This window comes from Clostridium sp. (assembly GCF_032576335.1).
GTDB lineage: Bacteria > Bacillota > Clostridia > Oscillospirales > Acutalibacteraceae > Faecalispora.
Window position 1 is genome coordinate 1 of the sequence record NZ_JAWFXC010000018.1, and the last position, 12,832, is coordinate 12,832.

At 43.8% G+C, this 12,832-nt stretch carries 15 protein-coding genes; 6 read left to right on the plus strand and 9 right to left on the minus strand.

Annotation, left to right across the window (positions count from 1 at the left end; all coding sequences use genetic code 11):
* Positions 1-319 precede the first annotated feature (319 nt).
* The gene (locus tag E7L17_RS13750) at positions 320-1,141 is read right to left on the minus strand and encodes a hypothetical protein (RefSeq protein WP_316323707.1); all 822 of its coding nucleotides are present in this window, start codon (positions 1,139-1,141) and stop codon (positions 320-322) included.
* A gap of 303 nt (positions 1,142-1,444) precedes the next feature.
* Here E7L17_RS13750 and E7L17_RS13755 point away from each other — a divergent pair, with 303 nt between their 5' ends.
* Together E7L17_RS13755 and E7L17_RS13760 are read left to right on the plus strand one after the other, a co-directional pair.
* A complete protein-coding gene (locus tag E7L17_RS13755; protein ID WP_316323708.1) occupies positions 1,445-2,221 on the plus strand; it encodes a sulfite exporter TauE/SafE family protein in 777 nt (258 codons plus the stop codon).
* A 372-nt stretch (positions 2,222-2,593) separates the two neighbouring features.
* Entirely contained in the window at positions 2,594-3,499 is a 906-nt protein-coding gene (locus E7L17_RS13760; protein ID WP_316323709.1) for a PhzF family isomerase, read from the plus strand.
* 368 nt (positions 3,500-3,867) lie between these two features.
* Here E7L17_RS13760 and E7L17_RS13765 read toward each other — a convergent pair whose 3' ends face one another.
* The 4 genes from E7L17_RS13765 to gpr form a co-directional block, all read right to left on the minus strand.
* Complete coding sequence (locus tag E7L17_RS13765) at positions 3,868-4,548, minus strand: hypothetical protein (protein WP_316323710.1); 681 nt, start codon at positions 4,546-4,548, stop codon at positions 3,868-3,870.
* A 98-nt stretch (positions 4,549-4,646) separates the two neighbouring features.
* Positions 4,647-4,955, minus strand: coding sequence for a hypothetical protein (locus E7L17_RS13770; protein WP_316323738.1), 309 nt, complete (start codon positions 4,953-4,955; stop codon positions 4,647-4,649).
* Positions 4,956-5,045: 90 nt separating this feature from the next.
* The gene (gene spoIIP / locus E7L17_RS13775; RefSeq protein WP_316323711.1) at positions 5,046-6,218 is read right to left on the minus strand and encodes a stage II sporulation protein P; all 1,173 of its coding nucleotides are present in this window, start codon (positions 6,216-6,218) and stop codon (positions 5,046-5,048) included.
* 61 nt (positions 6,219-6,279) lie between these two features.
* Positions 6,280-7,167 carry a GPR endopeptidase gene (gene gpr, locus E7L17_RS13780; protein WP_316323712.1) on the minus strand — a complete coding sequence of 296 codons (888 nt, stop codon included), beginning with the start codon at positions 7,165-7,167 and terminating at the stop codon, positions 6,280-6,282.
* Between the two features lie 136 nt (positions 7,168-7,303).
* Here gpr and rpsT point away from each other — a divergent pair, with 136 nt between their 5' ends.
* On the plus strand, positions 7,304-7,570 hold the full coding sequence (gene rpsT / locus E7L17_RS13785; protein ID WP_316323713.1) for a 30S ribosomal protein S20: 267 nt from the start codon (positions 7,304-7,306) through the stop codon (positions 7,568-7,570).
* A 291-nt stretch (positions 7,571-7,861) separates the two neighbouring features.
* Complete coding sequence (locus E7L17_RS13790) at positions 7,862-8,014, plus strand: hypothetical protein (RefSeq protein WP_009060536.1); 153 nt, start codon at positions 7,862-7,864, stop codon at positions 8,012-8,014.
* 66 nt (positions 8,015-8,080) lie between these two features.
* On the opposite strand, the gene spoVAE is transcribed toward E7L17_RS13790, so the two are convergent.
* On the minus strand, positions 8,081-8,437 hold the full coding sequence (gene spoVAE / locus E7L17_RS13795; RefSeq protein ID WP_316323714.1) for a stage V sporulation protein AE: 357 nt from the start codon (positions 8,435-8,437) through the stop codon (positions 8,081-8,083).
* 154 nt (positions 8,438-8,591) lie between these two features.
* Here spoVAE and E7L17_RS13800 point away from each other — a divergent pair, with 154 nt between their 5' ends.
* Positions 8,592-9,377: an HAD family hydrolase gene (locus tag E7L17_RS13800; RefSeq protein WP_316323715.1), complete on the plus strand. Its 786-nt coding sequence runs from the start codon at positions 8,592-8,594 to the stop codon at positions 9,375-9,377.
* Positions 9,378-9,490: 113 nt separating this feature from the next.
* Positions 9,491-10,177: a trimeric intracellular cation channel family protein gene (locus tag E7L17_RS13805; protein WP_316323716.1), complete on the plus strand. Its 687-nt coding sequence runs from the start codon at positions 9,491-9,493 to the stop codon at positions 10,175-10,177.
* 279 nt (positions 10,178-10,456) lie between these two features.
* Here the strand turns inward: E7L17_RS13805 and E7L17_RS13810 are convergent, their stop codons facing one another.
* The 3 genes from E7L17_RS13810 to E7L17_RS13820 form a co-directional block, all read right to left on the minus strand.
* Positions 10,457-10,915, minus strand: coding sequence for a chemotaxis protein CheX (locus E7L17_RS13810; protein WP_316323717.1), 459 nt, complete (start codon positions 10,913-10,915; stop codon positions 10,457-10,459).
* Positions 10,908-11,333, minus strand: a complete 426-nt coding sequence (locus tag E7L17_RS13815) for a hemerythrin family protein (protein ID WP_316323718.1) — start codon at positions 11,331-11,333, stop codon at positions 10,908-10,910. Before E7L17_RS13815 ends, E7L17_RS13810 begins: the two co-directional genes overlap by 8 nt.
* Positions 11,334-11,473: 140 nt before the next feature.
* Positions 11,474-12,727: a hypothetical protein gene (locus tag E7L17_RS13820; RefSeq protein WP_316323719.1), complete on the minus strand. Its 1,254-nt coding sequence runs from the start codon at positions 12,725-12,727 to the stop codon at positions 11,474-11,476.
* Positions 12,728-12,832 lie beyond the last annotated feature (105 nt).

Here is a 12,832-nt window from a genome sequence, read left to right on the forward strand (position 1 = left end):
AGACCGCATGCTTATTCTACAACAAAGGGAGTTTTTTTGTCCTTTTCAACGCTAAAGCTTTTTTCGCTCCACCGGCACAGCCGGTGGTTGTTTGAACAACACAAAAAGTTCCCGCTGTAAGTAAAATACGGCGGGAACTTTTATAACCACATTCACTTGATACTCAGATATAGCATACGATTCAATAAAGAATAAAAGATTAGCAATGCAGAGCAAACGGTTATATCTTTCATGTAAAAATGCTGATTGGTAGACGAGTACCATTTGGCTACTGGGTGTTATGGCTGAAACATAACACCCAGCATGATATTTTTTATTTTTAGCCGTAAAAGACGTAAATCAAATAATCGCCGTTTCCCTCACTCAACATCACGGGATTAAATCTTATATCCTCTGGTTTTGCACCAGCTAGTTCTATACCAACATTCATAACATCTTGAACATTTTCCATGCAATTTTTGTGCATCCAATAGCTGTTATCATAGCCCAGTTCATTTACTGTGTAATGAACTGTACTATCTGGCATACGATACCCAGCACCACCACTTACCTCAACCCCACCGCTTTCAAGATTCACAATTTTTGTAATTTTAAAATCAGGGTTGTGCATCATTCCCAGTCGTTTCCCCTCGGCAACCATATCTGCGATGATTGCTTCGGTATTATATGGTTTTGTATAATTGGGGTACATCGGCTTTACACCGTTGTTCGTTGTACTACCCGAGTTTACAGGCTGGTAGCTGTCAGGAACTATGGCATAATTGGAATACGTTGCTTGACCGCCTTGCTTGACTCCTTTTTTTACATCAACCTTAAAGGAAAGGTGTGCGCCCCCTACCTCTGCCGTGATAAAGGTTGTTCCCTCTTTTACGGCTGTAATGCGGTATTTATCAGTGTTTTTGATTGCAGTCATTTTCACAATACTTCCGGTTCGGGAATCAGACACTTTCACATCTTTTTGTGTAAGACCGCCCTTTAATATCACTTTAAAGTCGTAGATATTACCGGGAGCCATAGTATAACTGCGGGTATCCAGCTTAAAGGCTTTGTTTGCCTGCTCATAGGTTGTTGCCGCAACAGACATACTCAAACTGATTGCTCCGATTAGGGCGATTGCAATTGCTTTCATTCGTTTTTTCATCAAATGGTTCTCCTTTTTATCCGACATTTTATATCATTAAATCATTATTTTTTATCACTATATATAGTATCGGTTGGTACCGTGTATAATTTATAACCACCATTCTCTTATGACAATGTAACAATGAACGAATAAAAATCATCTCAAAAGAGCCTTACCCCCCTCTTTTCTTTATACCCTTTATACGATTATTTATATTTCAAATAGAGCAATTTCTATTGTAGTAAATAGCAAATTTCGCTATAATAACCTCACGCCGCATAGCCGAAGCAATGCTTCGGACGAACAAAAGGAGAGACCGACATGGATGATTTTTTACTGCAGCTTATCGTTGTGTGTACTTGCACGTTTCTGGGAGGGTTTATCGACTCCATTTCAGGAGGAGGCGGGTTAATTACTCTACCTGCCTATTTGGCGATTGGCCTGCCGCCACACCTCGCAATGGGCACAAACAAGCTTTCTTCCACAGCCGGTACCCTTACCGCAACTATCCGCTATTTGCGCGGTGGTAAAATTCACCTTCGCACGGCGGCAATTGCCGGTGCCATGGCACTCATTGGTGCAGTGCTCGGTGCACGCTTGAACATGGTGCTTAACGAAGAATACCTGCGCTACCTGCTGCTTGCAGTCTTGCCGGTGATCGCATTCATTACATTAAAGAAGAAAAAGAATCGTGGCGAAACCGATGAGCACGAACTTTTAAAGCCCTCTCTGTTAACCATCCTTTCAATGGCAATCGGCTTTGTCATCGGTACATACGATGGTTTTTTTGGCCCCGGTACCGGAACTTTCCTCATCTTTTTGTTTACCGGGCTTACCCGCTTTGATGCCACCACTGCCTCTGGCAATGCGAAGGTAGTCAATTTAATGTCGAACCTTTCTTCACTTGTTACCTTTGCCATTGCGGGGAAAGTACTGTTTATACTGGGTTTACCGGGTGCCGTATTTGGCATTCTGGGTAATTACATTGGCTCCGGATTAGCGCTACGCTACAACACCAAGGTAATTCGACCCATGCTGATTGTTTCTCTTATTCTTCTATTCTGCAAGGTTGCATACGACATTGTTTTGCCCGTTTAAAAGTGTAAAAGTGCGTTTTTTCTATCCTATACGGATAAAATCAGCTACTCTATACAAATAGTAACACGTTTTTTGTATATCCGCTTATTTGGATGTTCGAATTGTAATAATATTTTCGAAATGTTTCATAGCTTGTCCATAGTGATACACAAGTGATATAAGGTTTTAGATTCATATTCCATTACAAAACAGGTAATCTACCATTATTCGCTTTTAACTTTATTCATTATGGACTGTTAATAGAACATTATAATAATTAGAATCGACTTTAAATTTACTCTCCAGTCACCGTATTCGGTTAATCGTTTCGCTTCAGCAAAAGTTCCCAAAAGCTCACAAAAACAGACGTTTTATATTACAGGAGGGAAAAACATGTCTAAAAAATACAAATTGTATCAGGTTGACGCCTTTACTGAGCATCGTTTTCGGGGAAATCCGGCTGGTGTTGTACTGAATGCAGACGGTTTAACAGAGCAGGAAATGCAAGAGATTGCTAGGGAGTTAAACAACTCTGAAACCGCCTTTGTATTTTCTTCTGATTCACAGGAGTACGACGTGGAGGTTCGATTCTTTACTCCGGTTCGGGAGGTACCCATGTGCGGGCACGCAACCGTTGCGTCGCACTATGTACGTGCTTTAGAGCAGAATTTGCCTGCAGGACGTTTGATGCAGAAAATTGGAGCAGGTATTTTGCCGGTAGACATTATTCGGGATGGCGATTCCATTGAAATTGCCATGACGCAGGGAATCTTTCGATTGGGAATGCCCTTGCAGGCTGACCAAATTCATGAGCTTTGCGAAGCACTTCGCCTCTCACCCGAGCAACTACGTGAGGGTTGGCCAATACAGGAGGCATCTACGGGCTTTGGCAAAGTAATGGTACCAATTCAGAGCGAAGAGGTGCTCGACCATTTAGAGCCGGATTGGGACGCCCTCTGCCGTTTAAGTGGCAAGGTTGGATGCAACGGTTATTATGTTTTTGCCCCCGCTCCTAAAGGTGCCGATTATAAATTCTGTGGCAGAATGTTTGCACCCATTAGTGGTGTGCGGGAAGACCCGGTAACCGGCAATGCAAACGGCCCCTTAGGCGGTTACTTGGCGCATTACGGTTTTCTCTCCCCAACGGATGGAGCTCTGCAATTTTCCGCTCTGCAAGGCAAGGCGATTGGTCGCCCGGGAATCATCTCGGTGAAAGTAGAAATGGAAAACAACGAGCCAAGAGAAATTCAAATCTCCGGAAAAGCTGTGATTGTGTTTAGCGCACAGCTCGAAGTATAATATTAAGCTTCACGATACAAAAAAGAATCCCTTTCAGGGATTCTTTTTTCTTTTTATGCACTTATTGAATGGATTTTAAAAGTTTACGGCTTAATTGGTCTCTTCAACATGACAAGTGGATTAGCTTTACATTATTTTCCAAAAATTGGAGCGTAAAAGTAAGTTAAAAAGCTTATTTTCTTTAGTGATACAGGCATTCTCACTTTTAGTGTATAGTGATTTGCTTTACAAGGTATAAATGTGAAAGCAAAATTAGAAAGGAAAAAAAGTGAATGAAAAGTAAGAAACCGTACCTCAATAATCTATTCAGTATCAAAAAACACTGAATTTTTACTGAGGTACGGCGATTATTCAAATTGCTTTGCCTATTAATATTTATTGCGATAATACCTATCGTTTAACAAACGCTTTTTCTTAGTTGGGAACGGGTGCCGACGATAGCGCTTTCTGCCGGGGCCTCCAGGAGGCGGTCTGCGCAACGTGCTAAGAAGCACAATGATTACAATAAGTATCCCAAGGCCAATTAGTGCCCAAGAGACAATCCCCCACCAATTCATGGATTTTTGCGTTTGAACTTCCACACCAGAAGCAATGAGCTTATTTGCCTCACTCACCGCACTCACCGGGGGTAACGAAATGGTAGAGGAAGATACGTCTGAAACGCCCCAAAACGCGCCCAAATCACTGCTAGAATCTTCTGAAGAAGAAAGAGAGGATACTTGGGAGGCTACCGGCTTTTTCTTGGGTGCTTTGGAAGAAGATGTGCGGGACGAAGTCACAGCAGAGGACGACACCGACGAAGGAACCGATGCCGTTGTTGGCACCGCAGAAGAAACCTCCTGTTTTGGCGGTGTACTGCTGGGTGGAGCCGAAGATACTTGCTCCGGCGTACTGTTGGGTACAGAGGGCGTATCACCTGCATTTGCTTGAGACTGGCCTTGTCCGCTTACAGTCGGCTCTATGGATGTTGCCAGAACCGGTGTGCAAATGAGAGAAAAGCCCAGTATCAGCGTCAGCATTGACATCATAAACTGTTTACTTCTGTACATGCGCCATTCCTCCATTTTAATCCTACACTGGTAACTGTATTTTGCTTTTTTACAGAGAACAGTATAACAAAAAAAGTCGTAAAAAGCAATCTTTGTAGTTATTTGTAAGCATTTTGTAACGGAATGTTCTTTAAAAGTTTACGCCCCTCATCCACTACCGTAATTACTGCACTTTCCGCACGCTGCGTCCATTGGTCAAGCTTGGTAATATCCCACTCTCCACCCATTCCCAAAACATGCAGGCTCAATGTTGTTTTTTCTTCGCTCACCTGCACCAAAATCATGGGCTGCCTTTCCCCAAAACCTACCTTTGTTGTTTGGTAGTCCACCGTAATTACTCCACAGGCAAGTATAATCAGGCAGAGAGTTGAGAAAAACGACGCCAAAAAGCAGCGTCTATCTTTCACATCCTTCAAAACAATATCTCCTTTATTTCATAGATAAAATATCGTTTCTTCCCCTGCTTTTATCAGAGGAAGAAACGTCTCTTGCTATTTTTATTTAAGTGCTTTCAGCGTTTTGGCAAGTGCCTCACCAAACAGCTCACCGGAATACACTGCTTCATCCAGTGTATTTACTTCCGTTCCCACTTCAACGAGTAAAGATCCCTTTGTCATATTTAAATTGTATTTTCTGGCGCAAAAATTGAGTGGGCGAGCCAACCCCGGGAACAAATCAGAGAGTTGCTTTTGCGTTCTCACACCTAGGCGCAGATTGTACTCCCAATCTGGGAACCCCAACGTACCGTCGTCATCACAGCCTGATAAAATCATAATTTGTGCCGCTTTTTTCCCGTTAATCACTGCGGTTGGCTTATAGCGTGTACCGTTAGCAGCGGTCATGGAATCGCGGTGAATATCCAGCGTAACCTGAATACTGGGGTATTGCTTTAAATTTTTTGTTATGGTTTGAGCCGAACGGTTATACGAACCGTTGTACGCTGGTGAATCATGAATCGTGGTATCGTGAACCACGCCGATTCCAACTGCCCGAAGCTGCGCTGCAATGGCATTACCTACCATAACTACACTGCGAGAACCATCCGTACTTCTGCTTTCCGAACCAGCGGGAACAGAGGAGGCTTCCTGAAGAAGATAGGCCTCTGTTGTATGTGTGTGGTAAATGAGTACCTGAGGCTTGCCGTCTGTTTGTATTTTGACCGCAGGTTGCTTCTCTAATTCAGCTTTAATGTCTATTTTATGATTTTGATTGCTATTTTTTACAAATACATTCTGAAATTGAACTCCCGAGTTCTGAATGGCCAATTCTTGAATCGGTGCACCGGGCCCGCTGGCAGCGGGGGCTTGACTTTCTTGTGATGTTGCGGACGAACCGCCCTCTTGTGCTGAAGCTGCGGTAGAAGAGCTTTGCCCCTCTGCGGGGTCACGCACAGCACTGGTGGAACTTGCTGGGGCATTACTTTGACCCGGCTGCTCTACAAGCTCTTCTACATCATGCTCGGAAAGGCCTGTACGCAAAAGCTCTGCAGCACCATCCGGCATAATAAAACCAGCCGCGGCGAGAGCCGCTGCCTCTCTTTGTGCCAGCACCTCTGGGCCCAAGCGTGTAATAAAACAGGTAACAGAAATTAATGCAACTACCAAAGCCGCTGCATTGCGCAGCGGAGAGGAACCATATTTTCTTTTTCTTTGCAGATTGATAATTTTCATATACTTCTCCCCAAACAGACTGTTATATTGTTATGCGTTATTGCTTGGGGATATACCAAATTTACGGTGCGGTAAGCATCGTTAAATCCTCTACGGAGAGGGTGGGATTCAGTGCACGGTTAATACCCATAGCCAGCATTTGCGCAGCCCGAAATACCAGCAAATCAATTTCACGTGGGGTAACTACCATTCGCGCGCCACCGGGGGTTAATTTTTCTTCACTGCTTTCTGTTCGGGAACGGTCTCCGCCAAATAAATCGAGCGCCAAAGTTTCCACATCCACCACAGTGGGTACGCCAATTCCAATGACAGGAACGCCCATTGTGTTCTGGTCAATACGGGGGCGCATGTTGCCCACCCCCTCACCGGGAGAAATACCGGTATCGCTAAGCTGTACGGTACAGCCAAGCCTTGCCAAACTGCGGGCAGCGAGGGCATCAATCACCACTACTGCGCTCGGTTTTAGCTGCTTGCAAATTCCTTGAAGAAACTCTACTGTTTCAAGACCGGTATCCCCCAGTACACCGGGGGTGATAACCGCTGCACCACGCAGGCCGGTAAGCCCCGTTACCCGCGCAAGCTCCCCTTTAATGTGGCGTGTGGCGAGAACGCGAGCCGTGGTATGCGGGCCCAAGGCATCCGGTGTTATTTGCCGGTTCCCAAGCCCTGCAACCAATACAAGGCCATCCTCCGGAAGAAGCGCAGCAATTTCTTTTCGCAGTAATTCCTGGCACTCGTCCTCCAAATCAACCGTATCTGAAATAGGGGGCATTTCAAGTGTAACGTAATTCCCTATTTCCTTATTTAATTGCCGTGCACCCTCCGGCCCTTCTATTTTAATGCGTGTTATTTTACACCTTCCATGCTGCTCTTCTGATTGAGAGATATCGGGAAACGGGTGAGTAATTGTTTCTGTTGCTTCAATCGCCAAATCTGTGCGAAAAATCATTGCTTTTTCTCCTCTCTTATGCTATACTCATTAAGTTATTAAGGCTTTGCGAAAAGTAAGAAAAAATTCTTGCATTTTTTTTTACTTTGTGTTAATATTTCTGTTACATGACAGATGCGACAAAGGAGGTGTGACTATGCCGAATATTAAATCAGCCAAGAAGCGCGTTAAGGTAATCGCTGCTAAGACTCTTCAGAACAAAGCGATCAATTCTGCTTTGAAAACAGAGATTAAAAAGGCCAACCTTGCTCTTGAGGCTAAGGCTGAGGACAAGGCGGAGGCTGTTCGTACTGCGATAAAGAAGATTGACCAAGCTGCTGCTAAGGGAATCCTTCACAAAAAAACCGCCGCCAGAAGGAAGTCTGCCCTTGCCCGCAAGCTGAACACAACCAGCGCTTCCTAATTTTTAGGACAGGTTGTTTTCAAAATCTTTGTATTGAAAAGCAGAGCTTTGTGCTCTGCTTTTTTTATTACCTAAATTAGCTTTCCAATCACTAACTGCTTTATTAGCTGTTTGATTGGATAAAAATAATTATCAATCACCCTGCCTGTTATGGGGCCGAGTGAATTATTTTACGATTCCTTACAATTTGAGTGCGAATTGACTTTTACGCAAATTTTGGGTATCATAATAACAAACGATTGAATTGGACGAACACCGGGAAGCTTAATTTGTTTTTGGAGGCGTTTTGTAATGAGGAAAAACAATACGTTGGCACTTATTCTTGGAATTGTTTCCGCCGCCGTCGCGGTAGCCGCGATCGTAACGACCACGCTTCTGTTCCTTGAAAAGAAGAAGAAGGATGAAGAAGAGCTGGAGCATTATTTGGATTACTCCATCCAGTAAGTGAAAGCAAAAAAATTGGGCAGGGTAACAGGAGCTTATGTTCCCGTTCCTGCCCGTTTTGTTTTATTACGACTTATCCCCCGGCTTTGCTAACAGTGCTGCAATGTAGCCAAAAAACACGGCTGCTGCAATACCTGCTGCACTGGAGGTTACGCCGCCCATCAGTGCGCCGAGCAAGCCATGCTCCCGCACTGCTTCTTCTGTTCCCTTGGCCATTGCATAGCCAAAACCAGACAATGGTACAGTAGCACCAGCCCCTGCAAATTTTACAAGCGGCTCATACAGACCTACCGCTGTTAAAGCAACGCCCATAGTAACAAATATGACTAAAATGCGGGCGGGAGTCAGCTTTGTTCTGTCGATCAGTATCTGGCCGATCACACAGATGAGACCGCCTACCACAAAAGCCTTAATATATTCCATGGATTCAGATCCTTTCCCAATTTTCAAGGCTATTGTTTCCGCAGCTTCCTTTAATTATGTATTGCAGACAGTTCGCACCCTTTAAACTGCCAATCACTGCAATGATAAAAATGGAAAGAAAGTTTTCGAAGTTGACTCATAAGGAGTGATAACAATGAAAAAGATGATATTTTTTGATATAGACGGCACCCTGCTTACCTCAGGAAAAGAAGGGTATTTCGTACCGGACGGCACACTGCAAGCCATCGCGCTTGCAAAACAAAACGGACACGGGGTAGCAATTTGCTCCGGCAGGCAAGAAACTTTTATAAAAAAAATATTTGGTGATTTTTTTACAAGCTACATAGGGATGAACGGAACTCATGTGGTGTATGAAGGCAAAACTATTTTACAAAAACTATTCACTACGGAGCGCGTTCGCGAAATTATGGAGCATTTTGATTCCTACGGTATCTCTTATAATTTTGTTGGCCTACACCATGGCTGGGGTAGAAATTTGAATTCCGAAATGATTGAACTGCTCAATCAAGTCTACCATCTGGGCGATTATATTATTACCGACTGGGAACCCGAACAGGTTCAGGCTGGCGCAATGGATTGCATTTTTTTAGATAAAGACCATTATGAGCGCTGTCGCCCTGCGTTTACCGGCACTATGGTACTCAATTTGCACCCCGGTGGGCGTTCCGGCGACTTATCTTTCCCAAATCAAGATAAAGCACAGGCGATTCGCTACTTTTGCGAGCACACCGGAATCGATTTGAAGGACACCGTCGCGTTTGGTGACGGCACAAACGACGTTACCATGCTCAAAACAGTGGGGATCGGTGTCGCAATGGAGAACGGAGTGCCCGAAGCCAAAGCTGCCGCAGACTATGTAACCGACTCCATGCTCTGTGGCGGAATCGAAAAGGGACTGCGGCATTTGGGACTGATTTGAGCGAAATTTAAAAGCCATATATGGAACATTTTTTAAAAAATCGGCATACTGCGTAGGTAGAACGTTTTAAAGAGGACTCAGACGACGGTCTGCACTGGGAGAGATACAACACGATGTCAACCACTCTTTTATTGATATTTGAAGTTATTGGTACTGTAGCCTTTGCTATTTCAGGCGCGATTATTGCGATGCAGCACAAGCTGGATTATTTCGGCATTTATATACTTGCTGTTACAACCTCCATTGGCGGCGGTATTTTAAGAGATGTGATACTGGGGGTTTCTCCCCCTGTTGGACTGGTTAACCCAATTTATTTAGTTGTGGCATCCATCACTACATTTTTATTACTCGCTCTTGGCCGATTCCGCCGAATCGTAAACGGCAATAACCCCTTTTACACGTGGAGTTACCTCATTTCAGACGCATTGGGGTTAGCTGTATTTACCGTAATTGGAGTAGACGCTGCCATTTCAGCTGGGTATGAGCACGAAACCTTTCTGTGTATTTTTGTGGCCATGCTGACTGGCGTAGGCGGAGGTATGATTCGCGATGTACTCGTTCAGCGGATTCCCGTCGTGCTTCGTCGCGAGATTTACGCCTTGGCCTCAGTGGCAGGTGCACTGCTGTATTACCTGACGAGAACACACATACCGCAATCCATCGCGGTGTTAATCAGTGTCATCTTCACCACGAGCATTCGAATGCTCAGTCTATATTTTAACATCCACGTTCCATCCATTTCCCCCGACATAAAAGAGAATGTACCACCCGCAGAAGAGCCAACTGAACAGGAAAATTGAAAACAGCACCCAAAGCCAGCATAACTGGCGGTCGGGTGCTGTTTCTTTACTTAATCCTCTTTTGTGAGGCATGCGCACAAAAGCTGGTACATACCGATGGCGACACTTCCCCAGAAAATGTAGAGCGGAAAACTCCATTCACTGTACTTTGCATACAAAAGACAAACGATACTCAAGGTAAAAAAGCTCGTCGCACATAAATACCGCTTTATTGCATCCACATACCACAGCCCCTTTTCACTTTGTTCTACATTATTAAAAATAAAGGCTTTCTTGCGTTTATTGTTTCTCGCTTTGTAAATGTATTTCAAATCCCAGACTGCCAATTTGAGTCTCGATTCGTGTGTTTGAATCCATAGAATAATCGCATATTCCCTTTTCACTGGGTATGATTTGTGGGGGCAGAATATCGCAGGTAACATCTTTTTGAGATAATGCAATCAATGCTTTTCCGCTGATAATATTCGAGATTTCACCTATAGCGGAGGTTACAAAGTCATCTACCTCGTCCACCTCCATTCCACCGGTTAAAATACGAACCATCTGGAGCATGGTGTTCTTAGGGAATATATATAAAACATCTCCAGTCAAATCACCTGTTACACCTATGGCAATGGTAAAATCGCCGCAGTCATCTTTATTGGTGGAGGCTAGGCTTTCCCTTACCTCTAAATCGAGCATTAACTCGAACACTTCTTGAGTTGCCTCAAAAAAAGAACGGTGCAAAGTATTATTCATGAGATTGCTGCTCCTTTCTCTTTACGAAGTTTGCAATCTGCTGGTCTTCGGAAGCGACGTGGTTAATCAGCCACGCTAACAGGCGGCCTGCAAACTGCTGCATAAGCTGTTCCTGGTAACCATTTTCTTCGTATTCACGCGAGATCTGCAGCACATAAGCCACCATTTCGTAATGCAGCTTTTTGTGTGATATCAGTTCGGGGTACCCCACCTCACGCTGTAGGTTTTCTTCATCTTGAAAATGAGTTACCACATAATCCTTCATAAATTCTAGAGTTTGGCTAACCCGCTCCGTCTTTTGCTCCCACGGAACCGGTTTTCGAACAATCTCTACAAAATCGGTAACGCGGCGAAACAGCTCCTGATGCTGCTCATCAATGAGCGGTACACCCAGCATGTATTTTTCTTTCCAGAGCATACATAAGTCCCCTTCTCATAGTTAAATATGGAATATTTTAGCGAATTTTGTTGTATGCGTATTATAACACAGCAAAAAGGCAAAAGAAATCCCCCACTTAGAAAGTAACACAACTGTGTCTCTAAGTGGGGGAAAGCTATTTATAAGTTTTGGCCGAAGTTTTCTTCAGACAGTTTCTGTATTGTCTTAGGAGGTACCGTATCCTCTGTTTTTTTCTTTGTAGGAAGCACGCGATCTTGCAAAATTAAAGGCTTTTGTTTGTCACACGCATCATTCCATTGCTGTACCGTAATGGATGCACCGGTCATGTACCATTTTTTCTGCGGTAGACGATACGAAACCATCATACGAAGTGAATTTCCATCTGCATATACCGTACTGCGGTACAGCCATGTTTTTTCTAAAATTACAGGATTATTGCTTGGATAAAAGGGTACACCCTTTGTAAAATTCACACCATCTGTAGATTTTGATAAAAAGAGTGCAAAAGAATAATTTTTTTGCATAATCCCTGTTTGAAGCAGGTAATACGTTCCCTGATAGTGAATGACATCTTGATGCCAAGGCAGGTACCCAACCGGTAGCTCAATTGTGCATTGCTTCGTATCCGTCCACGCTGTACCATCGATACTCGTAGCGTGCATTAGTTTCTTTTGAGAGGTGGTATACCAAAACTGGTATTGATTATTTTCATGATTTACTGCTAAGCTGAGAATGCCAGCTTTGGATTGCTGCATCAATTGCGGCACAGACCAATCCAAACCGTTGCTGCTTATTGTGCGGTAATAATAATCCATGCTGGAATCGGGGCGCTTTGTTTTCGGGTTTCCCTTATTATAACGGTACCACATTTCCATTACATCACCGGTCATGACAAGGTGAGAATCGGAATAATGTGCGCCTTGTTTTACATCGGACGGAATACCGGAGATTGGGTTTTTCAGCCCCGCCGGTGTAACCCATGTTTTACCATCGTTTGATGCAACAATGCAGGGGTTCTCATAATCGTCGTTGCCAAATGGATACGGTGTAATTGACATCCAATATTCATAACCGTTCCACCTTTTGGGGAAATATAAAATCTTAGGGTGTGTAGACTGATTATAACCGTCATACGTAGGTACTGCAGCAAGATTATATAGCTTCTGCAAAGTAAAGAAAGAAGAGCTAAAGGTTCCTCGTGTTCCCATTGGTCGCTCAAACGGTTTTGCGGTTGGATTTTTCCCAGAATCTGGATTTGTTGGCTTTACCACTGTTTGAATTTCACTTGGGGTAGGGATAGAATTTTCAATTGTAGCCGTATTTTTTTTATGCAAAGAACAGCCTGCCAACATTGTCACAGAAGTACAAATTGCGACAAGTGTTACAGCAACACGACGATATAGATTCGTCATATCTGAACACCCTCTTTCCGGAAAAACAAATTCTATTGTTTAATCTGACGATATAGTACCCGAATGAAAATGAAAAGTCAATGAGAATAACGGAACTGTAATCAT